The following is a 25,030-nucleotide window of genomic DNA, read 5'->3' as shown; positions in this document are numbered from 1 at the left end:
ATCAATCTCCAAGGGCGTCGATGGACTCGCCAGCGGCGATCAACTGGTGGGCGAGGGCGTTCAACCCGGCGGCGTCCATGGCCATGCTGAAGGCGCCCCAGAGCGGCGCATCGTGGGTGAAAAACGCGGTGGTGAGCGCGGGTGGGAAGGGCACCACGCGTTGGATCAGTTGCTCGATCATCGGTGCCAGCAGGGAGGCCTGGCGATACAGGCCGCCGCCAATCGCGATGCGCTCCACATCCAGCGCTACCGCCAGGTTGGCGACCTGCACGGCACATGCGGCGATGCGCAGCTCAAGGGCTCTGCGCACCTCGGGGTTGGCGCTGGCAAACAAATCCAGGGGCTGGTGCCCGTGCCCGAGCATTTCATCGGCCAAGCGGCTCAGCGCGTTGCCGGAAAACAGTTCTTCCAAAGGCGCGTTGCCGGCCTGGAACGTAGCCCACTGCTCAGGGTGCGCTGGGTCGATAAAGGGCGAGAGCAAGTAGCCGATTTCCATCGCGGCGCCGTTATGCCCGCGTATCAGCTTGCCATTGGCGATGGCGGCGGCAGAAAGCCCAGTGCCCAGGTTCAGGTAGATCGCGTTGTCGACACCGGCCAACGAGCCCCAGCGTACTTCCGCCAGGGCGCCGGCTTTCACATCGTTGTCCAGGGTGACGCAGACGTTGCCGAAGGCCCGGGCGATCAATGCCTGTAAATCGAGGCCCTCGAAGCCTGGTGTGTTGGGCGCCATCAGCAAGGTCGGGCCGCGAACCACGCCGGGGAACACCGCAGCCACGCTCAGCACTTGGGCGCTGTCGAATTCCGCCACGCAGTCGCGCGCGGCGTCGAGGATGCGCTGCAGGGCCGGCACGCCAGACAAACCGTCGGCGTGGGTGGCGAGGATCCGCGTATTCATACGTTGGCGAGCGGTGTCGTAGCAGGCCACCTGCGTCTTGGTGCCCCCCACGTCGATCGCCAGCAGCAAGCCTTGCCGGGGCGCCGCAGCGCCCGTTGATTCCATTGTCTGGTGCATTGCATTGATCACTTATTGAAAGGCCACAACCGCTGGACCCGTGCCCAGAACAGATAGGCCACGCTGCCGGCCAGCACCCACACCAGTGACCACTGGATAGGGTAGGCGCCGGGCGCATTGTGGTTGGACGCCATATAGATATAGACCCAGCCCAGCAACGCAATCAGCGCGGGCACTGGGTAGAGCCACATTTTGTAAGGCCGTGCCAGGTGCGGCTTGGTCTTGCGCAGCACCAGCAACGAGACGATCTGCGCCACCGACTGCACCAGAATCATCACCGCCGTCAGCAGTTGGATCAGGGTGTTCAAGTCAGTCAGCCGGCCGATCATGAAACCCACGGAGGTCAGCAGGCCCATGCTCAAGATGCCCCAGGTGGGGAACTCATGCTTGGGGTGGGTCTTGCTGAAAGCGCTGAAGAATACGTTGTCCTTGGCCGCTTCGAAGGGCACGCGGGAGCCGCCGAGCAAGCCGGCGAACACCGAGGCAACGGCGGTGATCAGGATCAGCACGGTAACAATGCCCGCAGCGGTGCTGCCCCAGGTTTCGCTGAGCACCACGGAGGCGACGGATTTATACGCGGCAGATTCCGGATCGAGCATGCGGTGCCAGTCCACCACGCCCAGCACACCGACTTGCATCACCAGGTAGATCGTCAGGATGCCGACGATCGACAGGATGATCGACTTGGGAATCACACGGCCCGGCTGCTCGACTTCGCCAGCCAGGTAAGCCGAGGTGTTATAGCCCAGGTAGTCATAGATGCCGATGGTCAGGCCACCCGCCATGCCGAACCAGAAACCGCTGTCGGCCAGGTTGAACGCGCCTTCCGGGAAGGTGAACGCCAGGTCGGCGTGGAAGTTGGAGAGCGCGGCGGCGATCAGCGCGCCGATGCTGATTAGCATGATCACCCAGAGCACGATGCTCAATTTGGCGATGGATTCGATCTTGCGCCAAAGCATCACGACGATCAGCCAGATGACGGCCAGGCCGATCAGGTTGCCGGCCGTCGGGCTCATGTCGGGCCAGAACCAGGTGAGGTATTGCACGAAGCCGATGATGCCGGTGGACATGATCAGCGGGATAAACAGCATCGCCGTCCACACGAACAGGAATGGCAGCAGCTTGCCGGTGCGTTTGCCAAAGGCTTCGCGAAGGTAGACGTAAGTGCCGCCCGCACCCGGCAGCGACGCACCGAGTTCGGCCCAGACCAGCCCGTCACACAGCGCCAACAGCGCGCCGAGGATCCAGCCCAGGTAGGCCTGGGGGCCACCCATGATCACGATCATGGCCGGGATGGTAATGAAGGGGCCCACGCCGCACATCTGGCTCATGTTCAGGGTGATGGCGGGGAATAGGCCGATTTTGCGTTTGCCGTTGGGCAAATCCGGATCGACGGGTGTCAGCGTGCTCATGGGGACGACCTCTTGTTCGAGTGACAGACGCGTGAGGGCAGATTGCAAAAGGGCCTGCTTGCCATCGAGGGTGCTGTCGACCCGTCATTGTTTTTATGGGGCGTAACCGGCATTCGCAGTGGGTGCGAGAGACCGAGGCGCCTAGAAAACCACAGCAGGAGTATTAATTCAACTTGATTTAATTAATCGCCTGCACGGATTATCGGCCCATGAAAAACCTCCCGAACACACGCACCGTCACCACCGGCACCAACGCCGAACACGCCCGTTTGCATAATCGTCGGGTGATTCTCGAAGCCATTCGCCAGAGCGGACGCCTGACCCGTGCCGACCTCACGCGGCTGACTTCGCTCACCGCGCAGACGATTTCCAACATCGTCACCGAGTTGCAGGAGGAGGGCGTGCTACTGGCCCACGCGGCCGAGAAGGGCGGGCGGGGCCAGCCGCCGGTGCCGTTGTCGTTGAACCCTGAGGGCGGTTATTCCATTGGCTTTCATATCGAACAGCACCGCATCATCGGGGTATTGCTAAACCTGCTCGGTGAGACGGTGGCTCAAGTCACCCTGACGGTCAGCTATCCCACTTTCGAGCAGGCGTTGCCGCTGATCCTTGAGCACGTCAAAGGCTTTCGGCAGCAAAGGCCTGGGGGCCGCTTTCTCGGTGTGGGCATTGCGTTGCCCGGGCCTTTCAGCGTCGAGGGCATGACGGCCGTGGGGCCGACGGCGATGTCTGGCTGGGACGATCCCGCTATCCCGTTGCGCTTGCAGCAAGAGATCGCCCTGCCGGTGCTGATCGAAAACGACGCCACCGCCGCAACCATGGGCGAGCGCCTGTACGGTATCGCCAGCGACCTGAACAATTTTGTGCACTTGTTTATCGGCAGCGGCCTGGGCGCCGGCTTGTACCTGGGTAACCGTTTGTATTCCGGCCATTGGCACAATGCCGGTGAGATCGGTCACATGACCGTCATTCCGGGTGGCAAGGCGTGTTTCTGCGGCAACCAGGGGTGCCTGGAGCGCTACATTTCCATCGCTGCGTTGCTGGAGCACCTGGGGTATCCAGCCGATCATGACCTCGGCACCTGGGACGCCAACGATCAGGTGCTCAACGCGCGCGTAGAGGGTTGGCTGGATGAGGCGGTGCCGGCGTTGCGCCAGGCGATCAACATTCTTGAGTCGGTGCTCGACCCGCAAACCATCCTGATCAGCGGCTTTCTGCCCGACGCCATTCTGGCGCGCTTGATCACCCGCCTTGAGCCCTTGAGCCGTTCGATCAGCAGCCGTTCGGGCCGCCAGTACCCGCGTATTCAGATGGGCGCGGCGGGGCAGGATGCGGTGGCGTTGGGGGCGGCGGCCTTGATGATCCTGGCCGAGATCAGCCCGGATTATGAGGCGTTGCTCAAGCCGGAGTGAATGAGGAGGGCTCGCTGATGACCTTCAGGCCATCAGCGAGGCTTTCTTGCAGGCGAATTACTTGGCTTTGGCGCTCTTGATGTCGCTGATCAATTGCTTGGCAATGGCCTGCACTTGTTTCTGGGTCATCGCCGAGGCAATCCCTTCCCAGGCGGACGACGAGGTGTCGTAGGTGCGTGAGCCGATGGGCGCACCGGATTTCAAATCGGAAAAGTCGGCACGCGAGAATACCCAGGCATTGCCCACCAGGGCGCCGGCGACGTAGCGCGAACCCGGTTCGATGTAGCGGAACTTGCTCACGTTGATGCTGATACCGACGCCGTCTGCGGCACCAGTGGTGACCGACGGGCTTTCCGTCAGGTTGAAACCGGCCTGGCGCGCTTCAACCGCAAGCGCGTTGTTCCAATCACGCTTGAGCAGGTTCCAGTCCGGGTTCTGCTCCACCTGGTTTTCGCCTTTGATGCTGACCACAAGGTTCTGCTTGGCCGATTCGGGGATGGCCAGCGCGCCGCTACCGCCGCTTTTTACCTTGGCGGCGCAACCACCCAGCATGGACAGGGCTACAGCACACGAGAGAGCGATCAAGACCTTTGGGGCTTTCATTGAATTTCCATATCCACAGCAGGTTGGGGCGCCGGTGTCGGCGCCGCACCCGAGAATCGGGCGGCGCTACGATGCTCGACCACCCGGTTGTTTGTCCACATCTTGTTACTTCCGGCCCTGCAATCACCCACAAGAATTATTGGTTTGCAGCAACAATTTTTCTTGTTGGACACCCCCGTCCCCAAGCAGCAAAGTTGCCGCCACTGACGCTCGACCTTCAAGGTCAACAATAAAAAACCGCGCCGGGCTGCACGCCACCTTCATGCTGTGAACCCTTGGTTCACAACCTGCTATCACGGCGCCGCAGCGCGCATTCAAGGACCTCACCGTCATGCAAACTGTTGTGAACCTATGGCCGTTGATCGGCGTACTCGTCATCGTGGTTGGCTTTGTCTTGCGCTTCAATCCGCTGCTGGTGGTCACCGCAGCCGCCATCGCCACCGGGCTGGCAGCGCAGTTTCCGCTGGAGAAAATTCTCGCCAGCATGGGTGAAGGTTTCCTTCAGACCCGCGCCCTGCAACTGATCCTGTTATTGCCCCTGGCGGTCATTGGCCTGCTGGAGCGCCATGGCCTGCGCCTGCACGCACAGAACTGGATCGCGCGGTTCGAGCGTGCGACGGTCGGGCGTCTGCTGATCATCTACCTGTTTGTGCGCGAATCCACCGCGGCCATGGGCTTGACCAGCCTGGGCGGGCATCCGCAAATGGTGCGCCCGTTGCTGGCGCCGATGGCGGAAGGCGCGGCGGAAAAACGCTATGGCAAGCTGCCGGATAAACTGCGCCACAAAGTGCTGGCCATGTGCGCGGCGACCGACAACGTCGGCCTGTTTTTTGGCGAGGACATCTTCGTCGCCTTTGGTGCGATTGCACTGATGCACACCTTCCTGCTGGGCTCAGGTATCGACGTGGAGCCCCTGCACATCGCCGTGTGGGGCATCCCGACGGCGATCTGCGCCTTCATCATCCACGCGATCCGCCTGCATCGATTTGACCGAAGGCTCACCCGCGACATGACGCCGGCAGCCACCTCGGCGGAGGCTGCGCAATGATCATCTCCATTCAATACCTGTACTGGCTGGCCGGTGTGTTGCTGCTGATCACGGCGGGCATGATCCTGCTGGATCGAACCCACCCCAAACGCTGGTCCACTGCGTTGTTCTGGTTACTCTTCGCCATCCCGTTTTTGGTGGGCGAGCGCCTGCCGCCGGTGGTCATTGGGATGGGCGTGGTGGTCATGGCGCTGATCGCAGGGTTGGGTGGTGTAGGGCGCGGGGCCCATGGCCAATTGCACGACAAGGCTGCCCGCGCCAGTGCCGGTCGCCTGGGCCACAAACTGTTTATTCCGGCGCTGGCGATCCCGTTGACCACGGTGATTGGTTCTGTACTGCTCAAGAACACCCAAATCGGCGGCGTGGCGTTGCTGGACCCGAAGAACACCACGTTCGTCTCCCTCGGCATTGGCTGCCTGATCGCCCTTGGCCTGGCGTGCTGGCTGACCCGTGACACGCCGGTGCAGGCCCTGCGCGAGTCACGACGTCTGACCGAAGCCTTGGGCTGGGCCATGGTGCTGCCGCAGATGCTGGCCATGCTCGGGTTGTTGTTCAACGAAGCCGGGGTCGGCACGGCGGTGGCGCATGTCACCACCACTTACATCAACCTGGATTTCAAGCTGGTCGCGGTGATGGTCTATGTGCTGGGCATGGCCTTGTTCACCGTGATCATGGGCAACGGCTTTGCCGCGTTCCCGGTGATGACCGGTGGTGTGGGCGTTCCCGTGCTGGTAGGAATTTACGGCGGTAACCCGGCCGTGATGGCGGCGATCGGCATGTTCTCCGGCTACTGCGGTACGCTGATGACGCCGATGGCGGCCAATTTCAACATCGTGCCGGCAGCGTTGCTCGAATTGCCTGACAAGAATGCCGTGATCAAGGCGCAGCTGCCGACTGCCTTGATGATGCTGGTGGTCAATATTGTCCTGCTCTACCTGTTGATGTGAGGCTAACGATGCACACTGTTTTGCTGACGGGCTTCGAGCCCTTTGATCAAGACGTGGTGAACCCTTCCTGGGAGGCGGTTCGCCAGCTGGATGGCATGCAAGTCGGTAGCGATGTGCAAATTGTTGCGCGTCGACTGCCATGCGCTTTTGCCACGGCGGGAGATTGCCTGGTTCAGTTGATCGACCAGTTGCGACCGTCGATGGTGATTGCGACAGGTCTGGGGCCTGGGCGTAGCGATATTTCAATCGAGCGAGTGGCAATCAACCTTAACGATGCGCGAATCCCGGATAACCTGGGGGCGCAGCCGATTGATACGACCGTGGTGCCTGATGGGCCGGCTGCCTATTTCTCCACGTTGCCGACCAAGGCCATGGTCAGGGCTGTAAGAGAGGCGGGCATTGCGGCTTCAGTCTCGCAAACGGCAGGGACCTTTGTGTGCAACCTGGTGTTCTATCGATTGCAGCACGCGTTGGTTGAGTCTGGCGTGCGCAGTGGCTTTATTCATGTGCCGAACCTGCCGGAGCAGGTGATGGGAGTGGGGCTGCCTTCGATGGCGCTGGAAACGGTGGTTGAAGGCTTGCGGGTGGCAGTCTTGGCGGCCTGGCAAACAACAGTGGATATCAGTGAAGCGGGCGGGCAGGTCAGTTGACCGGCCCGTGACGCTCACGCCTCCCGACGCGGAAAGAACAATTCGAACCGCGTCACTCCCGCCTCACTGCTCACACTGTACCGCCCGTTATGCAACTGCATGATGGTCGCCACGATCGACAACCCCAGCCCGTTGGACTGAGCCGAACGTTCCCGCGACTCATCCACCCGGTAGAAGCGTTCAAACAGCCTGGGCAAATGCTCCGCCGCAATGGTTTCCCCTCTGTTGCTGACGCTCAGGTTGATGCCTTCGGCGTTCGGCACTGCCGCAATCACCAGCTCGGAACTCGGCGCGCCGTATTTGATGGCGTTGGCACACAGGTTGGCCAGGGCGCGGCGCAGCAACATCGGCTCGGCCCAGATCACGCCGTCACCTTGCGCGAGAATGCTGATGTCCACATCGCTCGCCGGCCCTTCGAAGTAATCGGCCATGCGCTCCACTTCGTCGGCTGCGCTCAGCTCCTGGCGCTGGCGCAAGGCGCTGGCGGGGTCGGTGCGGGCCAGGAACAGCATGTTGTCGAGCATCCGCGCCAGGCGTTCGAGTTCTTCGACGTTGGAGGCCAGCAGTTGCTGGTAGCTCTCGATGCTGCGGTGCTGTTGCAGCGCCACCTGGGTTTCCCCCAACAGGTTGTTGATGGGGGTGCGCAGCTCGTGGGCCATGTCGGTGGACACTTGGCCCAGTTGCACAAAGCCCTTGGCCAGTCGCTCCAGCATGGTGTTGAAGGAGTCGATCATCGGCAGCAGTTCTTTGGGCGCACCGTGGCTATCGAGGCGTTCGGCCAGGTTGCCCACGCCGATGCCTTGGGCGTGCTTGGCCAGGCGCCGCAGAGGCACGAGACCGCGGTGGACCAGCAGGTAACCCGCCAGGGCGAGGATGATCGCGGCGATGGTCGCCAACACAAATACGCTCAGGCGATAGCTGGCGAGCATGGCCGTGCGTTCGGTCATCAAGCGCCCGGTGGTGACCTGCAGGCTGCCCAGGTCGCCGGAGTCGATGGAGGCGGCCACGGTTGCGAAAGGCACGCCATTCACGCCAGGCAAATGGTGCACGTCGGAAAAGCCCAGCTCATGGCCCCGTGGCACCGGGGTCACGGTAGGCATTTCGATGTTGCCCGGGTTGACCAGCAGCAACGGTGTCTGGCCCGGTGCGGCGATACTCAGCACTGACTCGCTGTTGCCCAGCATGTTCTGGAACAGCTCCGGCTTGGTCTTGATCAGGTCCAGCGTGTTGCTGTCGTTGAGCAGGTTGCGCAACTGGTCTGCGCGATAGATCAGCGCGGCGTCGTCACGTTTGATCAACTCGCGTTCCAGCTCGCGATACAACGCCACGCCCAGGGTGGCCAGGAGCGCAAAGGCGAGCAAGGCGAAGATCAACGCCAGGCGCAGGGTCAGGGAGTAATGGCGAGTGCGGTTCATGGCTGGGTATCGAAGCGGTAGCCGATGCCCCGCACGCTGTGGATCAACCTGAGCTGGAACGGGTCGTCGATTTTCAGGCGCAGGCGCCGCACGGCCACGTCCACCACATTGGTGTCGCTGTCGAAATTCATGTCCCACACCCGCGAGGCGATCATCGAGCGCGACAGCACCTGGTCCTGGTGCGTGGCGAACAGATGCAGCAGGGCGAACTCTTTGTTGGTCAGGGTGATGCGCGTGCCGGCGCGGGTAACGCGGCGCTTGAGCACGTCGATTTGCAGGTCGGCGATCTGCAGCTGTTCCTCTTCGCGGCTGGGGCCACGACGGGTCAGGGTACGCAGGCGTGCGACCAGTTCGGCGAAGGAAAACGGTTTGATCAGGTAATCGTCGGCACCCAGTTCCAGGCCCTTGATGCGGTCGGCGATGTCATCGCGAGCGGTGAGAAACAACACGGGTGTATCCGCTTCCTTGCGCAAGCGACGCAACACTTCCCAGCCGTCCATTTTTGGCATCATCACGTCCAGTACAATCACGTCGAACGGCGTTTCCAGCGCCTGGTGCAACCCGTCCACGCCATCACGGGAGAGGCTCACGGAGTAGCCCAGTTCTTGCAGGCCATTGAGCAGGTAATTGCCGGCCTTGGGTTCGTCTTCGACTACGAGAATATTCATGGGTAGTGCCTTGGTTCGTCGCGTTGCGCAAGTGTAGCCCGATCAATTGTCACTGGCGCAACCGATGCCTTGCACCTGGTAGTCCAGCACGTGTTCGCGACCCTGGTGGTCCAGGTAGTCGAGGCGGGCGGGGACGATGCCGCATTGGCCGTAGGTGTCGGTGCTCGACAGCACTTTGTCGACATCCAGGTGGACAAAGAAGCCGACCTTGTCGTGGATCACGTTGGTGGCGGAGGCGGTGTCGGCAGCAAACACTGAACCGGTGGCGAGCAAAGCGGCAAAGCCGAGGATAAACAGTTTCATGGCGGTATCTCTCTTTAAGGGTTGGCTGCCAGGTCCTGGCAGTGAGTTCACGGTAACCAGGTGACGCAAACAGCCAGCCAACAGGATGATGACAAGTTCGTAATGAAGGGCTTAAGGCTGGCGGCCGGACGCTTCGAGGATCAGGTCGGTGATTTCCTTGGCGTGGGAGACCAGCGACAGGTGGCTCGACGGCAGCTCGATGGTGGTGGCGTTCATGCGCTTGGCGAGGAAGCGCTCCAGGTCCGGGTTGATGGTCTGGTCATTGGCCGACACCGCGTACCAGGACGGCTTGGTGTGCCAGGCGGCGTTCACCGTGCGGCCGCTGAACAAGGTCTTGGTGATGGGTTGCTGCACGGCGTACAGCTCAAGGGCCTTGGCCCGTGGCACGTCGGCGGCGAAGTACTTGAGGAACGCGTCCTGGTTCAGGGTAAGGTAGCCATCGTGGTCTTCCACGCCGGCACGTACTGGCATGGTCGGGTATTTGGCCGAGAGGGCGACGAAGTCTTCGTTGGCGTCCGGCGCGCGGGCGGCGACGTACACCAGCGAGCTGACTTTCGGGTTCGCGCCAGCGTCACTGACCACGGTGCCTGCGTAGGAATGGCCGACCAGCACGGTAGGGCCGTCCTGTTGATCGAGTACGCGATTGGTCGCGGCAACGTCATCGGCGACCGAGGTCAGCGGGTTTTGCACCGCGGTGACGTGCAGGCCAGCCGCTTGCAGGCGAGTGATCACTTCGGACCAGCTCGACCCATCGGCCCAGGAGCCATGCACCAGTACGACGTTTTTGGCTTTGACCGGCGCGACGGTGCCGGCCATGGCGGTGCCGGTTCCCAGCATCAACAGGCTGGCGGCGATCAGGCAAAGTTTGCTTGCAGGCTTCATGGGTGGACCCTTTTTCATCAGTGGGAAGTGGCGTCAACCGGTGTGGCTGACTGACGACTCCACTGTATGAAGTGAGGGTGCTGCCTAGACTGACAGCTTCATTACAAAGCTGTAATCCAATCGGCCCGGTTTGCGCCGTCGTCGTTTACAAGCGCGGGTGTGATCCGTAGATTGCATCGGGCCTTTTACGTGTCCCTGCCCAAGAGGAAGTCCAGCAGTGTCCATCTCCGCCCCTGCCATTTTTGCCCGACGTTACCGCGCCTTTCTGTTCGACATGGACGGCACCTTGCTCAATTCCATCGCGGCAGCCGAGCGCGTGTGGAGCATTTGGGCGGCGCGTCATGGCCTGGATGTGGCGGCGTTCCTGGCAACCATTCACGGGGCAAGGGCCATCGATACCATTACTCGCCAGGCGTTGCCGGGCGTTGATCCAGAGGTTGAGGCGCAGTGGATTACCGAGGCTGAAATCAAGGATGTCGAGGGGGTCGTGGCGATTCCTGGTGCTGTCGAGTTCCTGAAGGGCTTGCCTGGCGATCAATGGGCGTTGGTGACGTCTGCGCCCAGGGAACTCGCGTTGCGACGCCTGCTAGCGGCCGGTATCAGCCCGCCGTCGGTGCTGGTGACCGCCGAGGATGTGGCAGTCGGCAAGCCGGATCCGGCGTGTTATGTGCTGGGCGCGCAGCGTTTGGGCGTGCCGGTGCAGGATTGCCTGGTGTTCGAAGACGCAACGGTCGGTATTCGGGCGGGGGAGGCTGCGGGGGCAGATGTGGTCGTGGTGACGTCGACGCACCTGAAGCCGATGCACACGCCGCACCTTTCGATCGATGGGTATGGGCAGTTGCAGGTACGGCGCGACGATGGCGGGTTATTGTCGATATCGAACCGTGTGGGCTGAGGCTCCGGCTGCTAGTGGCCCTCGTTGCTGTCGAGAGGCGATGTTTGTAGCCGGCTGCTCTTCATGCCCTGGCGCGACAGCACCATCTCCCTGAGGATTTCATTGGCGAGCCGGGCAATGGCTTCGGCACCACGATAGTGCGCGCGGACGATGCCGGTGATTGCGAAATGATCTGTTTCGGGACCACTGAGAATGGCCGACAGCGTGCCGTCGGCGTGCAGCGTGCAGGCGATCTTGTAACTGGGCAGGCGCGCTGCCAGTGCGGATTCGATTTCGGATTTACTCAGGGTATCCATTTGTTTTTGCGCCTTTTACGGACCGTGCAAACCCAAGCATAGAACTTGCCGTGAGGCTGTAAATACCCGCGATCCAATCGCGATGCAGGGCCTGTCAGCGTGCGGTTTTAGGGCGTGAGGCGTGGAGCGCACGCTGGCACAGTTTGCGCTGGACGGCCCTCTGGATTGGCTTCAGGCAGAACATGAACAGGTAGGCACAAAGGAATAACGTCAGGTCCAGCCAGGAGTGGGCCTGGCGTGCGTCAGCCGTCTGAACTTTACACCTCAAGCCATATTCCAGCCCCACGAAGGCCAGTCCTATCAGCAGCGTGATCGCCCAGGACCTGGATGCAAAGGGCTGCGCAGTGCTTCGCCTCATCGATATGCTCCCGGGTGCACTCGGATGGCAGGGAGTGGGTCAGGAGTTTCGGCTACAAATGGCGCAACAAGTTCCGGGTGTTAAAACAGTTTCATCTTGCGGAGAAGTCAGGGGGAGGAGGCACTGATCACGCGATAGCGCCGTAAACAGTCCAAAAGGGGTTTTCGCCAGCCGTTACAGTGAACGAAAGGGCTGGCTACTGAGGGGGCATCAAGGCGTCTGGTTTTTATCCGGAGCAGTCAGGCCAGCCTGGATGCGCTGGTAAATCTCCTCGCGATGCACGGCAACATCCTTGGGAGCGTTGATGCCGATTCGTACTTGCTGGCCGCTGACGCCCAGGATGGTGATCGTGATGTCATCACCGATGTTTATGCTTTCACCAACTTTGCGGGTGAGTATAAGCATGGACTTCTCCTTGATTACTTTTAAGGACACATGTTTCAGACAGGGCAGGTGTCGGATGTGTGTAGCTTACTGCTAAGCGCTTCCCTGTGACTGCCTCTTTTAAGACGCATAGAGGCGACATTAATTCCCATGGCGGCATCATACAGGTCTGCGGTACATCATTCGCATTGTTTAAGCCAACGTTTATGACGGCCAGAATAGACAGTGAATGATAAAGTTGCCTCTTTATCCTTAAAGGAGCAGGGCAGTGCGTAAAGTAGCGATGGCAATTGCGGTGTTGGCCTTGGCCGGTTGCGGTGAAGGCAAAAGCGTCGACGCCCCCAAGGCCAAGCCTGCCGTGACCGAAAGCCAGCCACAGACCGGCGCGATTGCTGCCCAGGAATGGGATGTATGGGTGGGCCCGCCGGATCACAAGCTGCAGGCGCTTACCGACCTGACCGCCTGGCTGCTGGAACATGGTTTCAATTTTTATATCGTGAAGGAAGACGGCAAGGACCAGGTGTTGCTGGGGCCGTTCGCCAGCAAGTCCGAAGCCGAAGCCAAGCAGGCGCTGTTGACCGAGAAGCTGGCCCGCGCCAAGAAAAACGATACCGAGTCGCAGGTCATCGAACACAAGACCGCGCAGTAAGCGGAAGGCTGGGCGGGTTACCCGCCCCCTTTCAGCCGCAGGCCTTGAGGTTCACCGGGCCGACAAATTCGTTGCCGCGCCCCATCACGCAGGCGACAGTCTGGTTGCGCTGGCGCTCCCAGGGTTGCACCGGGTAGGTCTTGTTCCAGGCTTCATAGAGTTGGCGATCCTGTTTTGACAGGCGCAAACCGTACTGTTTGCTCATATAGAAATAGGTGCGGGCGATCATGCCTCGGATGGAAGGGCGCGGCATCACCTTCTTGGCCTTGAAATCCACCTGAGTCAGGCAGGAGCCGTACTGCCCGCTTTGCACCGGCAACCAGCCAAAACTGAAGTTGTTACGGTCGCCATTCACCTCGCCGATACTGGGAACCAGATTGTGCAGGTCGGCCTCGGCGCGCTTGAACACATCATCGTGTCGTGTGCAGTTCTTGCGTCCTCCAGCTTGCCAGCACTGGCGTTGATGGCCGATCTGCCAGGCTGGGACGATGTGTTCCCACTCGATACGAGCGGCGCGGCTGGCGTTTTTGCGCGGGACGTAACCACAGGCTTTCAGGTCTACCCGATTACCGTTGTATTTGCAGCCGCAGTAAAACTCAGTGGATTGTGGGGCGTAGAGTTTCCAGGCGACCTTCTTGGCCTCGCTGAAGGTTCGGGGCGCCTGGGCGTGGGCGGTGACGGCAAACAACAAGCAAACCACAGCGGTAAAACGGACACTCATTGAATCAATCTTCCTTCGGCACAACCCAGAAAATCTGCACGCCGCCGTCATCCCGGTAGGCGAGGGTGACGTTGTCGTTCTCCGCGATTTCTTCCAGCAGCCGTTCCCATTCCTCCTCCGGCTCATCCGGTAGACGAAAGATCAGGGCGGCCTTGGCTTTCTGCGCGGGGGTCGAGTTGATGATCTTTTGCACCCGAATGGCCAGGCGCTCGTAGGCATCAGGTGGAGTCGGCAGTGCGGAAGAGGACGTTGCCACGGAGAATTCCTTAATAAGCTGTACGTGCATACAGTATTTAACTGTGGGCAATTTCGCAACTGCTTAAACTTCAGGAGTTAGATCTGACGGCTGTTTGGGCGAATTCATGCAAGGGTGTAGGGGGGGAGGTGGCACGGGCGGTTGATCCGCCCGTGCCGAGAGGTTGTCAGGAATCAATATTCCCAGAACATCCGTTGCAGCTCTTTGCTGTCCTGAGTCTTGGTCAGGGCAACCATGGCCAGGATCCGTGCTTTCTGAGGGTTCAGGTCATGGGCGGCAACCCAGTCGTACTTGTCGTCAGGCTGTTCGGCATTGCGCAGAACGAAGCCGCCGGCATTCACGTGGGAAGAACGGATGATCTGCACGCCTTGCTTGCGCAGTTCCTGCAGGGCCGGTACGACCTTGGACGACACCGAGCCATTGCCGGTGCCGGCATGGATGATGGCTTTGGCGCCAGCCTGGGCCAGGGCCTTGACGGCGGTGTCGCTTACGTTGCCGTAGCCGTAGGCGATTTCAACATCGGGCAGGCTCTTGATGGTCTTGATGTCGAACTCGGAATCCATGGTGTGGCGCTTGGCAGGCAGGTGGAACCAGTAGGATTTGCCTTCGACCACCATGCCCAGTGGGCCCCATGGGCTCTTGAAGGCTTCGGTCTTGATGTTGATCATCTTGCTGACGTCACGACCCGACTGGATCTCGTCGTTCATGGTCACCAGTACGCCTTTGCCACGCGCGTCTTTGCTGCCGGCGACGGCCACGGCGTTATACAGGTTGAGCATGCCGTCCGCCGACATGGCGGTGCCTGGGCGCATCGAGCCGACCACGACGATTGGCTTGTCGGTCTTTTCGACCAGGTTCAGGAAGTAGGCGGTTTCTTCAAGGGTGTCGGTGCCGTGGGTGATCACGATGCCATCCACGTCCTTGCTGTCGGCCAGTTCGGCCACGCGGCGACCCAGTTGCAGCAGGTTTTCGTTGTTGATGCTTTCGGATGCAATTTGCATCACTTGCTCGCCGCGAACGTTGGCGATCTGACTAAGCTCAGGAACACCGGCGATCAATTGTTCGATGCCAACCTTGGCCGCCTGGTAGGTGGCACTGTTGGCCGCGCTGGCGCCAGCGCCGGCAATGGTGCCGCCGGTGGCAAGGATGACCACGTTGGAAAGTTTGGCCTTGGTTTCAGCTTCCTTTGCCTGGGCGGCAAGGGGGAACAGCAGCAGGAGGGCTAACGCGCCCGGAACAAAGTTCTTCAGTGCAGATTTCATTATTTTTCTCTCTGGTTTTTGATGAGTGCTGGTGCAGGTTCATCTAGAACACCCGGGCAGTTCTGAATGCCTCGAGGTGCAGGGAAAGAGCAGGATTTGTACCAGGCTGATTGTGTCGGTGGCTATAAATTAACTTATTGATATTAATCAGGTTATTTTTGAATTTTGGGCTTTTCATTTGAGTGGGTGTCCGGCTTTCCGAACGTTAGGGTAGTCTGGCGTTCGGTTGTCCGAAAACGGGCTCGGTCAGCGTCAGGGGCTGGCGGCGCCGCCTGTCGTTTTAGAGAACGACCCAAGCAGTTGAAGGTTTAACAGGATCAACCATGGGGCCCGAGGACCGGGGTGGGAGGGCGTGGATGAAAGGCTGTTTTCTCCCGTTGACAAATCTCGACAAGGTTCTCATAGTTTGGTGTAACGCAAACGTTTGCGAGATGTTTCACGATGCACCCTTGGCGTATCGTGACAGCTCGTATCAGCCACCCGGGTGGGCCGGCTGCCGAAGCGTTCTTCGGTGCAAGCGTTGCTCACAATAATCATAAGATCGGAGTGAACCCATGAAGCTGCCATTTGCCGGACGTCTTCTTGCTGTCGCTGTGCTTGCTGCCGCATCCGCTGCCCTGCCTCTCTCCTCTGCATTTGCCGATGACGCCGCCAAACCCAAGGTCGGCCTGGTCATGAAATCCCTCGCCAACGAATTCTTTGTCACCATGCAAGACGGTGCCAAAACGTACCAGAAAGAACATGCCGCCGATTTCGACATGATCACCAACGGGATCAAGAACGAAACCGATACCAGCGCGCAGATCGATATCGTCAACCAGATGATCCTCGCCAAAGTGAACGCGATCGTGATCGCCCCTGCCGACTCCAAGGCACTGGTCACCGTGCTGAAGAAGGCTTCGGATGCCGGTATCAAGGTCGTCAACATCGACAACCGTCTTGACCCGGACGTGCTCAAAAGCAAAAACCTCGACATCCCGTTCGTAGGCCCGGATAACCGCAAAGGCTCCAAGCTGGTTGGCGATTACCTGGCCAAGCAGCTTTCCTCGGGGGACAAGGTCGGCATCATCGAAGGCGTTCCGACCACCACCAACGCCCAGCAACGTACCGCAGGCTACAAGGATGCGATGGACGCTGCCGGCATGAAGATCGTCTCCACCCAGTCCGGTAACTGGGAGATCGACCAGGGCCAGAAAGTGGCCTCCGCCATGCTGAGCGAGTACCCGGACCTCAAGGCCTTGTTGGCCGGTAACGACAACATGGCTCTGGGCGCCGTTTCTGCCGTACGTGCGGCAGGCAAGGCCGGCAAAGTGCTGGTGGTAGGCTACGACAACATCGAAGCCATCAAGCCGATGCTGCAGGACGGCCGTGTCCTGGCCACCGCCGACCAGGCTGCGGCCCAGCAGGCTGTGTTCGGTATCCAGAACGCACTTAAGCTGGTCAAGGGTGAGAAAGTCGATGCCAAAGACGGCGTGATCGAAACCCCGGTCGAACTCGTCCTCAAGAAGTAATCCTGGCAGCACCCAACAGCGCCCGCTTGTCCTGAGCGGGCGCCTGGAGATTTTCCTATGTCATCTTCCGCCCCGAACGCTGTCCTCTCGGTCAGCGGTATCGGCAAGACCTATGCCCAGCCGGTTCTGTCCGACATCACCCTGACGCTCAACCGTGGGGAAGTGCTGGCGCTGACCGGTGAAAACGGCGCTGGTAAAAGCACCTTGTCGAAGATCATCGGCGGGCTGGTCACGCCCACCACCGGGCACATGCAGTTCAATGGCCAGGACTTCCGTCCAGGCAGCCGCACCCAGGCTGAAGAGCTGGGCGTGCGCATGGTCATGCAGGAACTCAACCTGCTGCCGACCCTGACCGTGGCTGAAAACCTGTTCCTGGACAACCTGCCCAGCCACTGTGGCTGGATCAGCCGCAAGCAACTGCGCAAGGCCGCCATCGAGGCCATGGCCCAGGTCGGTCTGGACGCGATTGACCCGGACACCCTCGTCGGTACCCTGGGTATCGGCCACCAGCAGATGGTGGAAATTGCCCGCAACCTGATTGGCGATTGCCATGTGCTGATCCTCGACGAACCCACGGCGATGTTGACCGCCCGTGAAGTCGAGATGCTGTTTGAACAAATCACCCGCCTGCAGGCCCGCGGCGTGGCGATCATTTATATTTCGCACCGGCTCGAAGAACTCGCCCGTGTCGCCCAGCGCATTGCGGTACTGCGTGATGGCAAGCTGGTCTGTGTCGAGCCGATGGCCAATTACAACAGTGAGCAACTGGTCACCTTGATGGTCGGTCGCGAACTGGGTGAGCAGATCGACCTGGGGCCGCGCACTATCGGCGGCCCGGCCCTGACGGTGAAAGGCTTGACCCGCTCGGACAAGGTCCGCGATGTGTCCTTTGAAGTGCGTGCTGGCGAGATCTACGGCATTTCCGGCTTGATCGGCGCCGGACGCACTGAATTGCTGCGCCTGATCTTCGGTGCTGACCTGGCAGACAGCGGCACCGTTGCCCTGGGGTCTCCAGCCCAGGTGGTGAGCATCCGTTCGCCGGTGGACGCGGTCGGGCATGGCATCGCCCTGATCACCGAAGACCGCAAGGGCGAAGGCTTGCTGCTGACCCAATCCATCAGCGCCAACATTGCCTTGGGCAACATGCCGGAAATCTCCGGCGGTGGCGTAGTGAATGCACGCGATGAAACAGCGTTGGCCAAGCGCCAGATCGATGCCATGCGCATCCGCAGTTCCAGCCCGGCCCAACTGGTGTCCGAGTTGTCGGGCGGTAACCAGCAGAAGGTCGTAATTGGCCGCTGGCTGGAGCGTGATTGTGCGGTGATGCTGTTCGACGAGCCGACCCGGGGCATCGACGTGGGGGCCAAGTTCGACATTTATGCCTTGCTCGGCGAACTGACTCGCCAGGGCAAAGCGCTGGTGGTGGTGTCCAGTGACTTGCGTGAGCTGATGCTGATCTGCGATCGCATCGGTGTGCTCTCGGCCGGGCGCTTGATCGAGACATTCGAGCGCGACAGCTGGACCCAGGATGAATTGCTCGCCGCCGCCTTTGCCGGCTATCAGAAACGTGATGCGCTGCTCAACGACGCAGTGCTTAGGGATACCCCATGAAAACAACAACTTCCCCTGGTAAAACCGGCGGCAATTTCTACGGCCTGGGCACTTATCTTGGGCTGGCGGGTGCGTTGCTGGCGATGATTGCGCTGTTCTCGGTGCTCAGCGATCACTTCCTGTCCTATGACACTTTCAGCACCCTCGCCAACCAGATTCCGGACCTGATGGTGTTGGCGGTGGGGATGACGTTCATCCTCATCATTGGTGGCATCGACCTGTCGGTAGGCTCGGTGCTGGCACTGGCTGCGTCGGCGGTCAGCGTGGCGATCCTGGGCTGGGGCTGGAGCGTATTGCCGGCCGCTGTGCTCGGCATGGGCTGTGCGGCATTGGCCGGCACTATCACCGGTTCGATCACCGTGGCGTGGCGGATTCCGTCGTTTATCGTGTCCCTCGGCGTGCTGGAAATGGCCCGCGGCGTCGCTTACCAGATGACGGGCTCGCGCACGGCGTACATCGGTGATTCCTTCGCCTGGCTGTCGAACCCGGTGGCGTTCGGCATTTCGCCATCGTTTATCATTGCGCTGCTGGTGATCATCGCGGCTCAGTTGGTGTTGACCCGTACGGTGTTCGGTCGTTACCTGATCGGCATCGGCACCAACGAAGAGGCCGTGCGCCTGGCGGGGATCAATCCCAAGCCCTACAAGATCCTGGTGTTCAGCCTGATGGGGCTGCTGGCCGGCGTGGCGGCACTGTTCCAGATTTCACGCTTGGAAGCGGCTGACCCGAATGCTGGCTCCGGCCTGGAGCTGCAGGTGATCGCCGCCGTGGTGATCGGCGGCACCAGCCTGATGGGCGGGCGCGGTTCGGTCATCAGCACCTTCTTTGGTGTGTTGATTATTTCGGTACTGGCGGCTGGCCTGGCGCAGATCGGTGCCACGGAGCCCACAAAACGCATCATTACCGGTGCCGTGATCGTGATCGCCGTGGTCCTCGATACCTACCGCAGCCAGCGCGCCAGTCGACGAGGCTGAACCATGGCAACGATCAAGGATGTGGCAGCGCTTGCAGGTATTTCCTACACCACGGTGTCCCATGTGGTGAACAAGACGCGCCCGGTCAGCGAGCCTGTGCGGATCAAGGTCGAGGCGGCGATCAAGCAACTGGACTATGTGCCGAGTGCGGTTGCGCGCTCGCTCAAGGCCAAGACCACCGCCACCATCGGCCTGTTGGTGCCCAATAGCCTCAACCCGTATTTCGCGGAGCTGGCGCGGGGCATCGAGGATTACTGCGGGCGCAATGGCTACTGCGTCATCCTTTGCAACTCCGACGACAACGCTGAAAAGCAGCGCAACTATTTGCGTGTGTTGCTGGAGAAACGCATCGACGGCTTGATCGTGACTTCGGTGGGCGGTGACGACAGCGGCCTCGCGGCCGGCTTGAGCGCGGTGCGTACGCCCATGGTGATTGTCGACCGGGCACTGGACGGTATTGATGTCGACCTGGTGCGCATCGACCATGAAGAGGGTGCCTACCTGGCAACCCGGCATTTGCTTGAGCTTGGTCACCGGGACATTGCCTGCATCGGCGGCCCGGGGCACACCCGCGTGGCGCAGATGCGTCTGGCGGGCTATCACCGTGCGCTGCGTGAGGCGGGCGTAGAAGTGGCAGCGGGGCGCACCGAAGAAAGCGATTTCACCAGCACCGGTGGTTATGCCGCAGCGGTGAAGCTATTGGCGCAGAACCCGCCGAGCGCGATCTTCGCCAGCAACGACATGATTGGCTTCGGCGTGTTACGCGCGGCGGCCGAGCGCAACATCCGCGTGCCTGGCGAGCTGTCGGTGATCGGTTTCGATGATATTCAAATGGGCCGGTACGTGTACCCGGCGCTGACCACGGTCGGGCAGTCGATCGTGCAACTGGGCGAGACGGCGGCCGAGCTTTTGCTGCAACGAATTGCAACCCCCCAACTGCCGATCGATCAACGCATCGTGACGCCGAGTATTGTGTTGCGAGAGTCCACGGCACCGTTTGCCGGGGTTTTCGCCCAATACCGCTGAACCGAATTGATGAGTATTGATGTATGCCAGCAAAAGTAGTGGTAATAGGCAGCTTGAACATGGACCTGGTGACCCGTGCCAGCCGGTTGCCGCGTGCCGGTGAAACCCTGATCGGCCAGACGTTCACCACGGTGCCTGGCGGCAAGGGTGCCAACCAGGCGGTGGCGGCAGCGCGTTTGGGGGCCGAGGTGGCGATGGTCGGTCGCGTGGGTACTGATGCGTACGGCACTCAGTTGCGCGATGCATTGCGGGTGGAAGGCATTGATTGCCAGGCCGTCGCCACGGTGGAGGGCTCCAGCGGCGTGGCATTGATTGTGGTGGACGACAGCAGCCAGAACGCGATCGTGATCGTGGCTGGTAGCAATGGCGAGCTGACCCCGCAGTCCCTGCACGCCGCGGACGCCGTTCTGCAGTCGGCGGATGTGATCATCTGCCAGCTTGAAGTGCCGATGGCCACCGTTGGCCATACGCTCAAGCGCGGGCGTGAACTGGGCAAGACGGTCATTCTGAACCCGGCGCCGGCTAGTGGCCCTTTGCCGGGCGATTGGTATGCCTCGATCGATTACCTGATCCCCAATGAGAGCGAAGCCACGGCCCTCAGCGGCGTGACGGTGGACTCCCTTGATAGCGCCAAGGTTGCCGCGACACACCTGATCAAGGCCGGCGCCGGCAAAGTCATCATCACCCTGGGTGCGCAGGGCGCGCTGTTTGCCGATGGCACGGGCTTCGAGCACCTGGTGGCGCCAAAGGTCAAGGCTGTGGATACCACGGCGGCCGGTGACACCTTTGTCGGAGGCTTTGCGGCGGCACTGGCCAATGGCAAGAGCGAAGCCGAGGCCATCCGATTTGGCCAAGTGGCAGCGGCGCTGTCAGTGACGCGTGCCGGTGCGCAACCCTCTATTCCTACGCTGCACGACGTTCAAGGTTTTGTACCCTCATGAAAAAGACACCATTGCTCAATATTGCGCTGTCACGCGTCATCGCATCCCTGGGTCACGGCGATGTGCTGGTGATCGGTGACGCTGGCCTGCCCGTGCCACCAGGGGTCGAGTTGATCGACCTGGCGCTGACCCAAGGCATTCCGGACTTCATCAGCACCTTGCGCATTGTGCTCAGCGAGATGCAGGTGGAAAGCCATGTGCTGGCCGAGGAGATCCTGCTCAAGCAGCCACCGGCGCTGGCGGCACTCAATACCCTGACCGAGCAGGCGGCCCTGGGCGAGCGCCGCCTGGTCAGCCATGAAGAATTCAAGCAGCTGAGCCGCAAGGCCCGCGCCGTTGTGCGCACTGGCGAGTGCCAGCCTTATTGCAACATCGCGCTGGTGTCCGGCGTCACTTTCTAGCGTTACCCATGACAAGGAGTGTTTTATGCAACGTGGTCTACCCACCCTGAAAAACCTGTTCCGGAGTGTCCTGCTCTTGTCCGCACTCACTGCAGCCAGCGCCCATGCGGCGGAAAAAATCGACCTGATCATCGACACCGACCCGGGTGCCGATGATGTGGTGGCCTTGCTGTTTGCCATGGCTTCTCCTGAGGAGTTGCACATTCGAGCGCTGACCACTGTTGCCGGCAACGTGCGCCTGGACAAGACTTCACGCAACGCGCGGCTGGCTCGCGAGTGGGCAGGGCGCGAAGATATTCCGGTCTACGCCGGCGCGCCCAAGCCGCTGCTGCGCACGCCGATCTACGCCGAGAATATCCACGGCAAGGAAGGTATCTCCGGCGTTACCGTGCACGAGCCGAAGAAAGGCCTGGCCGAAGGCAATGCGGTTGATTACCTGATCAAGACGCTGAGCAGCGCCAAGCCCCATAGCATCACGATTGCCATGCTTGGTCCGCAGACCAACCTGGCGCTGGCACTGACCCAGGCGCCGGAGATCACTCAAGGCATCAAGGAAGTCGTGGTGATGGGCGGTGCGCACTTCAATGGCGGCAACATTACGCCAGTGGCTGAATTCAACCTGTTCGCCGACCCGGTTGCGGCCGAGATTGTGCTCAAGAGTGGCGTCAAGTTGACCTACTTGCCGCTGGACGTGACCCACAAGGTCCTGACCAGCGAAACGCGCTTGAAGAAGATCGCCGATCTCAACAACAACGCGAGCAAGGTGGTCAGCAATATCCTCAACGAATACGTCAAAGGCGATATGGAGCACTACGGCATCCCCGGTGGCCCGGTGCACGATGCCACGGTGATTGCGTATCTGCTCAAGCCTTCGCTGTTCAGCGGCCGTCAGGCCAATATGGTGGTCGATAGCCGCGAAGGCCCCACGTTCGGTCAGACCATCGTCGACTGGTACGACGGCCTGAAGCAGGAAAAGAATGTGTTCTGGGTCGAGAATGGTGACGCCCAGGGCTTCTTCGATCTGCTGACTGAGCGCCTGGCACGCTTGAAGTAAGGTGTTTGCCGGTCGACGCTCGTCGACCGGTTCTTATTCCCGCTCGGGGTCGTGTGCGCCCATGTGATCGGCCGGGTATTTTTCGAATACCTGGCCGATAAAGGCTTGCGCCGCTTGGGTGCCCAATTCCTTGACCAGCAGGTCGATGCCGATGATTGCCAATTCTTCCGGGCTTCCGGGGCTGTAGGAGCTTTGCCCTTGGGGCCACTTGGCTTTGATATCGGCTTGGAGGGTTACAGTGCTCATGGCTGTCTCGCGGTGTTGAAAGTACTGGGTAGTGCGCTGGAACGCGGTTCTTGCCGGCGCAGTTAACCATTTTGCGCCGCGTTTGGCACTGCTACTTAGGCATGAAGGAAGGGCTATGCGACACTGATGCCCTGTTTAATTGCCGGGGATGACCACGTGCAGATCGATTTGAACAACCCCGAAAACCTGACTTTGGCAACAGTGCGCCAGTTGATTGCCAGTGCCAGTGACGATGAACATGCCCAGTTGCGGGTGACCAAGGCCGGGATCGCTTATCTCTCTTCTGGCAGGGCGGTGGGCGGCGTCGAGATCGAAGGGCTGCTGTTTCGCCTGGAGACCTGGGCCAAGGGCTCAGGCTACGTCGGTAACGTGGCTGCCAGTGATGAGGTCTGGGTCACCCAGATTTTCAATGCGCTGAAGCAGAACTGGCCAAAGCCTTCGTCCGACTACATCGATATCTACTGAGTGCGTTCATATCTGGTGACGATTGATCGGGCGAATGCCGCTGGAGAGTAGGGCAGACTTGCCCTGCGGCGGTTTACGTCTTGAAACCAATCCGTCATATCGCTGTCGCACGATCTCTGTCCATTTTTTATCATAGGAGGCTTCATGCCTTGGAAGCTCGCATCATTCGGTACTTTGTTGGCAGCACTCGCGTTGGCGGGTTGCAGCACCCCGGGTGCCTCTGAGCCAGGCAAAGCAACCGCCGCAGCTGACGTCGCTCATACCCGCTGTGAGTCGAAAGCTGCCGAGTTTGCAATCGGCCAGAAGGCCTCGCCCCAGTTGCTGGAGCAGGCGCGTACCCGTGCCGGTGCGCAGAGCGCACGGATTCTCAAGCCAAACGACATGATTACCCTGGAATACCGCTCCGACCGCCTGAACCTGAACACCGACGACAACCTGGTGATCACGCGGGTCAATTGCGGCTGATAGCTTCAAGGCTTTTGCAGCACCCATAAAAAACCCCGTCACATGGACGGGGTTTTTTTAGCTCAGCGGAGAATTACTCGCCGCGAACCTGTGCAGCTTGCATACCCTTTTGGCCTTTCTCAGCCACGAAGGAAACGGTTTGGCCTTCTTTCAGGCTTTTGAAACCGTCGCTTTCGATAGCTTTGAAGTGTACGAACAGGTCGTCACCGCCACCTTGAGGAGTGATGAAGCCGAAGCCTTTTTCATCGTTGAACCATTTAACGGTGCCGGTTTGGCGATTAGACATGGTGTATCTCCAAGAAACATATATTTTCAGTAGTGCTGTGCTGCTCAGGCCAACTGGGCACACCGGGCTATCATAGTCGAAATGTTCGGCTTGGGAGCCCCCCCAAGGCATTGTTTGCTAATCAATAGCGTTGCGTTTAGTGCGTCGATCGCCTGAAAGCCCCGATCTACGGGGCTTTGGAGCGAAATGTCAGCTGTTAAAAAAAGCCGTAAAAGCTGCGTAATTTGTGAGAAATGGCAGTTTTCAGGGTGTTTTTTCAGTGAAACGACCGTCTGAACAGTGATGCGGCTGCTTATTTCTTTACGACTTTGCAGGACGAAATCGCCGCGACCGCTTTGTTTTTGAGCGCTGGGCTGGCATTCGGGTTTTTCATGAGCTCCGTGATTTCCGCCGTGGTCAGTTCGGCGTTGATCTTGTCGGCGCCACATTCGCAATGGTCTTTGGCGGTTTTGGCGTCGACGTTCTGCTGGGCTGCTGCGCTGCAATCCTTGACGAAGCTATCGCGGGCGCCGGCAGGCCAGTTCGAGGGGGCGGCGGCTTGTGCGCCAAGGGAGAGGAGGGTGAGGGATGCTGCAAGAGCGAAGGTCGAGGAAAAACGCATAATTAAATGCTCCTAAGGTCGTGAGGACGAACGGCAATTCTCGATGGGTTTGAGGGGTGGCGTACAGCTCAAGTTCACTTTCACCGCTTCAACGACTAATTTGTAATTACATAACATGGCGCAAGCCCGACGACCGTTCATCTGTGCTAGCATCGTCGACCTGGCTATTTCCAGGCGCGCCATTTGCCGCCTTGCCATGTTCTTTTTAGCTCACTCCAGTCACTCTGGTTCGATTATCGGTTGGCCGAAAGGCTCCTGCCGCTGTAAGGCAGGCGT

General features: G+C 60.2%; 30 protein-coding genes. 15 read left to right on the top strand and 15 right to left on the bottom strand.

All coding sequences use genetic code 11. The features are described from left to right. Position 1 precedes the first annotated feature (1 nt). The gene (locus M2394_RS19250) at positions 2-1,012 is read right to left on the bottom strand and encodes an ROK family protein (RefSeq protein WP_259173612.1); all 1,011 of its coding nucleotides are present in this window, start codon (positions 1,010-1,012) and stop codon (positions 2-4) included. An 8-nt stretch (positions 1,013-1,020) separates the two neighbouring features. Then, positions 1,021-2,424 carry an APC family permease gene (locus M2394_RS19245; protein ID WP_259173611.1) on the bottom strand — a complete coding sequence of 468 codons (1,404 nt, stop codon included), beginning with the start codon at positions 2,422-2,424 and terminating at the stop codon, positions 1,021-1,023. A gap of 209 nt (positions 2,425-2,633) precedes the next feature. Between M2394_RS19245 and M2394_RS19240 the strand changes: the two genes are divergently transcribed. Continuing rightward, a complete protein-coding gene (locus M2394_RS19240; protein ID WP_259173606.1) occupies positions 2,634-3,836 on the top strand; it encodes an ROK family transcriptional regulator in 1,203 nt (400 codons plus the stop codon). 57 nt (positions 3,837-3,893) lie between these two features. Here M2394_RS19240 and M2394_RS19235 read toward each other — a convergent pair whose 3' ends face one another. Next, on the bottom strand, positions 3,894-4,439 hold the full coding sequence (locus M2394_RS19235) for a hypothetical protein (RefSeq protein WP_259173604.1): 546 nt from the start codon (positions 4,437-4,439) through the stop codon (positions 3,894-3,896). A 331-nt stretch (positions 4,440-4,770) separates the two neighbouring features. Here M2394_RS19235 and M2394_RS19230 point away from each other — a divergent pair, with 331 nt between their 5' ends. From M2394_RS19230 to pcp, 3 genes are read left to right on the top strand one after another with little or no spacing between them, the layout of a single operon-like run. Further along, complete coding sequence (locus tag M2394_RS19230) at positions 4,771-5,487, top strand: DUF969 domain-containing protein (protein WP_178924420.1); 717 nt, start codon at positions 4,771-4,773, stop codon at positions 5,485-5,487. Further along, entirely contained in the window at positions 5,484-6,434 is a 951-nt protein-coding gene (locus M2394_RS19225) for a DUF979 domain-containing protein (RefSeq protein WP_178924418.1), read from the top strand. The genes M2394_RS19230 and M2394_RS19225 overlap by 4 nt, the downstream gene beginning before the upstream one ends. An 8-nt stretch (positions 6,435-6,442) precedes the next feature. After that, a complete protein-coding gene (gene pcp / locus M2394_RS19220) occupies positions 6,443-7,084 on the top strand; it encodes a pyroglutamyl-peptidase I (protein ID WP_259173603.1) in 642 nt (213 codons plus the stop codon). A 14-nt stretch (positions 7,085-7,098) separates the two neighbouring features. Here pcp and M2394_RS19215 read toward each other — a convergent pair whose 3' ends face one another. The 4 genes from M2394_RS19215 to M2394_RS19200 all read right to left on the bottom strand — a co-directional run bounded on the left by M2394_RS19215 (position 7,099) and on the right by M2394_RS19200 (position 10,352). Then, entirely contained in the window at positions 7,099-8,499 is a 1,401-nt protein-coding gene (locus M2394_RS19215) for a heavy metal sensor histidine kinase (protein ID WP_259173599.1), read from the bottom strand. Continuing rightward, positions 8,496-9,167, bottom strand: a complete 672-nt coding sequence (locus M2394_RS19210) for a heavy metal response regulator transcription factor (protein WP_259173598.1) — start codon at positions 9,165-9,167, stop codon at positions 8,496-8,498. The genes M2394_RS19215 and M2394_RS19210 overlap by 4 nt, the downstream gene beginning before the upstream one ends. A gap of 42 nt (positions 9,168-9,209) precedes the next feature. After that, positions 9,210-9,470 (bottom strand): DUF2790 domain-containing protein, encoded by a 261-nt coding sequence (locus tag M2394_RS19205; protein ID WP_259173583.1) that lies wholly within the window; start codon positions 9,468-9,470, stop codon positions 9,210-9,212. 111 nt (positions 9,471-9,581) lie between these two features. Then, positions 9,582-10,352, bottom strand: a complete 771-nt coding sequence (locus tag M2394_RS19200) for an alpha/beta fold hydrolase (RefSeq protein WP_259173581.1) — start codon at positions 10,350-10,352, stop codon at positions 9,582-9,584. Positions 10,353-10,569: 217 nt separating this feature from the next. Between M2394_RS19200 and M2394_RS19195 the strand changes: the two genes are divergently transcribed. Further along, positions 10,570-11,247, top strand: coding sequence for an HAD family hydrolase (locus M2394_RS19195; RefSeq protein WP_259173574.1), 678 nt, complete (start codon positions 10,570-10,572; stop codon positions 11,245-11,247). Positions 11,248-11,258: 11 nt separating this feature from the next. Here the strand turns inward: M2394_RS19195 and M2394_RS19190 are convergent, their stop codons facing one another. Continuing rightward, positions 11,259-11,543, bottom strand: coding sequence for a hypothetical protein (locus M2394_RS19190; protein WP_259173573.1), 285 nt, complete (start codon positions 11,541-11,543; stop codon positions 11,259-11,261). A gap of 568 nt (positions 11,544-12,111) precedes the next feature. Continuing rightward, a complete protein-coding gene (gene csrA, locus M2394_RS19180) occupies positions 12,112-12,306 on the bottom strand; it encodes a carbon storage regulator CsrA (protein ID WP_003192511.1) in 195 nt (64 codons plus the stop codon). Positions 12,307-12,568: 262 nt separating this feature from the next. On the opposite strand from csrA, the gene M2394_RS19175 reads away from it, so the two are divergent. Continuing rightward, complete coding sequence (locus M2394_RS19175; RefSeq protein ID WP_178924497.1) at positions 12,569-12,934, top strand: SPOR domain-containing protein; 366 nt, start codon at positions 12,569-12,571, stop codon at positions 12,932-12,934. 31 nt (positions 12,935-12,965) lie between these two features. On the opposite strand, the gene M2394_RS19170 is transcribed toward M2394_RS19175, so the two are convergent. The 3 genes from M2394_RS19170 to M2394_RS19160 all read right to left on the bottom strand — a co-directional run bounded on the left by M2394_RS19170 (position 12,966) and on the right by M2394_RS19160 (position 15,173). Beyond that, complete coding sequence (locus M2394_RS19170) at positions 12,966-13,655, bottom strand: endonuclease I family protein (protein WP_259173558.1); 690 nt, start codon at positions 13,653-13,655, stop codon at positions 12,966-12,968. 4 nt (positions 13,656-13,659) lie between these two features. Next, positions 13,660-13,911, bottom strand: a complete 252-nt coding sequence (locus M2394_RS19165) for a DUF1654 domain-containing protein (protein ID WP_259173557.1) — start codon at positions 13,909-13,911, stop codon at positions 13,660-13,662. Positions 13,912-14,084: 173 nt separating this feature from the next. After that, positions 14,085-15,173 (bottom strand): asparaginase, encoded by a 1,089-nt coding sequence (locus tag M2394_RS19160; RefSeq protein ID WP_259173555.1) that lies wholly within the window; start codon positions 15,171-15,173, stop codon positions 14,085-14,087. Positions 15,174-15,727: 554 nt separating this feature from the next. Here M2394_RS19160 and M2394_RS19155 point away from each other — a divergent pair. Genes M2394_RS19155 through M2394_RS19125 form a run of 7 tightly spaced genes read left to right on the top strand, consistent with a single transcriptional unit; the run spans position 15,728 to position 22,691 of the window. Continuing rightward, a complete protein-coding gene (locus M2394_RS19155) occupies positions 15,728-16,684 on the top strand; it encodes a sugar ABC transporter substrate-binding protein (protein ID WP_259173554.1) in 957 nt (318 codons plus the stop codon). Between the two features lie 57 nt (positions 16,685-16,741). Further along, on the top strand, positions 16,742-18,295 hold the full coding sequence (locus M2394_RS19150; RefSeq protein WP_176998750.1) for a sugar ABC transporter ATP-binding protein: 1,554 nt from the start codon (positions 16,742-16,744) through the stop codon (positions 18,293-18,295). Further along, positions 18,292-19,269, top strand: a complete 978-nt coding sequence (locus M2394_RS19145; protein ID WP_176998751.1) for an ABC transporter permease — start codon at positions 18,292-18,294, stop codon at positions 19,267-19,269. The genes M2394_RS19150 and M2394_RS19145 overlap by 4 nt, the downstream gene beginning before the upstream one ends. Positions 19,270-19,272: 3 nt before the next feature. Continuing rightward, on the top strand, positions 19,273-20,295 hold the full coding sequence (locus M2394_RS19140) for a LacI family DNA-binding transcriptional regulator (protein ID WP_259173552.1): 1,023 nt from the start codon (positions 19,273-19,275) through the stop codon (positions 20,293-20,295). A 23-nt stretch (positions 20,296-20,318) separates the two neighbouring features. Further along, entirely contained in the window at positions 20,319-21,236 is a 918-nt protein-coding gene (gene rbsK / locus M2394_RS19135) for a ribokinase (protein WP_259173551.1), read from the top strand. Beyond that, complete coding sequence (rbsD, locus tag M2394_RS19130; RefSeq protein ID WP_176998754.1) at positions 21,233-21,637, top strand: D-ribose pyranase; 405 nt, start codon at positions 21,233-21,235, stop codon at positions 21,635-21,637. The genes rbsK and rbsD overlap by 4 nt, the downstream gene beginning before the upstream one ends. Positions 21,638-21,662: 25 nt before the next feature. Beyond that, positions 21,663-22,691 (top strand): nucleoside hydrolase, encoded by a 1,029-nt coding sequence (locus M2394_RS19125; RefSeq protein WP_178925172.1) that lies wholly within the window; start codon positions 21,663-21,665, stop codon positions 22,689-22,691. Between the two features lie 33 nt (positions 22,692-22,724). On the opposite strand, the gene M2394_RS19120 is transcribed toward M2394_RS19125, so the two are convergent. Further along, positions 22,725-22,937, bottom strand: coding sequence for a hypothetical protein (locus M2394_RS19120; protein WP_176998756.1), 213 nt, complete (start codon positions 22,935-22,937; stop codon positions 22,725-22,727). A 156-nt stretch (positions 22,938-23,093) separates the two neighbouring features. Between M2394_RS19120 and M2394_RS19115 the strand changes: the two genes are divergently transcribed. Together M2394_RS19115 and M2394_RS19110 are read left to right on the top strand one after the other, a co-directional pair. Continuing rightward, positions 23,094-23,402 (top strand): hypothetical protein, encoded by a 309-nt coding sequence (locus M2394_RS19115; RefSeq protein WP_178925267.1) that lies wholly within the window; start codon positions 23,094-23,096, stop codon positions 23,400-23,402. Positions 23,403-23,546: 144 nt separating this feature from the next. After that, on the top strand, positions 23,547-23,867 hold the full coding sequence (locus M2394_RS19110; RefSeq protein WP_259173550.1) for an I78 family peptidase inhibitor: 321 nt from the start codon (positions 23,547-23,549) through the stop codon (positions 23,865-23,867). 73 nt (positions 23,868-23,940) lie between these two features. Here the strand turns inward: M2394_RS19110 and M2394_RS19105 are convergent, their stop codons facing one another. Both M2394_RS19105 and M2394_RS19100 read right to left on the bottom strand, forming a co-directional pair. Next, the gene (locus M2394_RS19105) at positions 23,941-24,153 is read right to left on the bottom strand and encodes a cold-shock protein (protein ID WP_003234260.1); all 213 of its coding nucleotides are present in this window, start codon (positions 24,151-24,153) and stop codon (positions 23,941-23,943) included. Between the two features lie 292 nt (positions 24,154-24,445). Beyond that, positions 24,446-24,757, bottom strand: coding sequence for a hypothetical protein (locus M2394_RS19100; RefSeq protein WP_178925269.1), 312 nt, complete (start codon positions 24,755-24,757; stop codon positions 24,446-24,448). Positions 24,758-25,030: the final 273 nt, after the last annotated feature.

This window comes from Pseudomonas sp. BIGb0164, from assembly GCF_024810135.1.
Classification (GTDB): Bacteria; Pseudomonadota; Gammaproteobacteria; order Pseudomonadales; family Pseudomonadaceae; genus Aquipseudomonas.
Note: the sequence above shows the minus strand (reverse complement) of the source record. Positions and strands in the feature narration are given on the sequence as shown.

What these genes read in the sequence shown, in the direction of transcription:
- M2394_RS19250 (WP_259173612.1), bottom strand. Translation starts at nt 1,012, where the DNA reads ATGCACCAGACAATGGAATCAACGGGCGCTGCGGCGCCCCGGCAAGGC.
- M2394_RS19245 (WP_259173611.1), bottom strand. Translation starts at nt 2,424, where the DNA reads ATGAGCACGCTGACACCCGTCGATCCGGATTTGCCCAACGGCAAACGC.
- M2394_RS19240 (WP_259173606.1), top strand. Translation starts at nt 2,634, where the DNA reads ATGAAAAACCTCCCGAACACACGCACCGTCACCACCGGCACCAACGCC.
- M2394_RS19235 (WP_259173604.1), bottom strand. Translation starts at nt 4,439, where the DNA reads ATGAAAGCCCCAAAGGTCTTGATCGCTCTCTCGTGTGCTGTAGCCCTG.
- M2394_RS19230 (WP_178924420.1), top strand. Translation starts at nt 4,771, where the DNA reads ATGCAAACTGTTGTGAACCTATGGCCGTTGATCGGCGTACTCGTCATC.
- M2394_RS19225 (WP_178924418.1), top strand. Translation starts at nt 5,484, where the DNA reads ATGATCATCTCCATTCAATACCTGTACTGGCTGGCCGGTGTGTTGCTG.
- pcp (WP_259173603.1), top strand. Translation starts at nt 6,443, where the DNA reads ATGCACACTGTTTTGCTGACGGGCTTCGAGCCCTTTGATCAAGACGTG.
- M2394_RS19215 (WP_259173599.1), bottom strand. Translation starts at nt 8,499, where the DNA reads ATGAACCGCACTCGCCATTACTCCCTGACCCTGCGCCTGGCGTTGATC.
- M2394_RS19210 (WP_259173598.1), bottom strand. Translation starts at nt 9,167, where the DNA reads ATGAATATTCTCGTAGTCGAAGACGAACCCAAGGCCGGCAATTACCTG.
- M2394_RS19205 (WP_259173583.1), bottom strand. Translation starts at nt 9,470, where the DNA reads ATGAAACTGTTTATCCTCGGCTTTGCCGCTTTGCTCGCCACCGGTTCA.
- M2394_RS19200 (WP_259173581.1), bottom strand. Translation starts at nt 10,352, where the DNA reads ATGAAGCCTGCAAGCAAACTTTGCCTGATCGCCGCCAGCCTGTTGATG.
- M2394_RS19190 (WP_259173573.1), bottom strand. Translation starts at nt 11,543, where the DNA reads ATGGATACCCTGAGTAAATCCGAAATCGAATCCGCACTGGCAGCGCGC.
- csrA (WP_003192511.1), bottom strand. Translation starts at nt 12,306, where the DNA reads ATGCTTATACTCACCCGCAAAGTTGGTGAAAGCATAAACATCGGTGAT.
- M2394_RS19175 (WP_178924497.1), top strand. Translation starts at nt 12,569, where the DNA reads ATGGCAATTGCGGTGTTGGCCTTGGCCGGTTGCGGTGAAGGCAAAAGC.
- M2394_RS19170 (WP_259173558.1), bottom strand. Translation starts at nt 13,655, where the DNA reads ATGAGTGTCCGTTTTACCGCTGTGGTTTGCTTGTTGTTTGCCGTCACC.
- M2394_RS19160 (WP_259173555.1), bottom strand. Translation starts at nt 15,173, where the DNA reads ATGAAATCTGCACTGAAGAACTTTGTTCCGGGCGCGTTAGCCCTCCTG.
- M2394_RS19155 (WP_259173554.1), top strand. Translation starts at nt 15,728, where the DNA reads ATGAAGCTGCCATTTGCCGGACGTCTTCTTGCTGTCGCTGTGCTTGCT.
- M2394_RS19150 (WP_176998750.1), top strand. Translation starts at nt 16,742, where the DNA reads ATGTCATCTTCCGCCCCGAACGCTGTCCTCTCGGTCAGCGGTATCGGC.
- M2394_RS19145 (WP_176998751.1), top strand. Translation starts at nt 18,292, where the DNA reads ATGAAAACAACAACTTCCCCTGGTAAAACCGGCGGCAATTTCTACGGC.
- M2394_RS19140 (WP_259173552.1), top strand. Translation starts at nt 19,273, where the DNA reads ATGGCAACGATCAAGGATGTGGCAGCGCTTGCAGGTATTTCCTACACC.
- rbsK (WP_259173551.1), top strand. Translation starts at nt 20,319, where the DNA reads ATGCCAGCAAAAGTAGTGGTAATAGGCAGCTTGAACATGGACCTGGTG.
- rbsD (WP_176998754.1), top strand. Translation starts at nt 21,233, where the DNA reads ATGAAAAAGACACCATTGCTCAATATTGCGCTGTCACGCGTCATCGCA.
- M2394_RS19125 (WP_178925172.1), top strand. Translation starts at nt 21,663, where the DNA reads ATGCAACGTGGTCTACCCACCCTGAAAAACCTGTTCCGGAGTGTCCTG.
- M2394_RS19120 (WP_176998756.1), bottom strand. Translation starts at nt 22,937, where the DNA reads ATGAGCACTGTAACCCTCCAAGCCGATATCAAAGCCAAGTGGCCCCAA.
- M2394_RS19110 (WP_259173550.1), top strand. Translation starts at nt 23,547, where the DNA reads ATGCCTTGGAAGCTCGCATCATTCGGTACTTTGTTGGCAGCACTCGCG.
- M2394_RS19105 (WP_003234260.1), bottom strand. Translation starts at nt 24,153, where the DNA reads ATGTCTAATCGCCAAACCGGCACCGTTAAATGGTTCAACGATGAAAAA.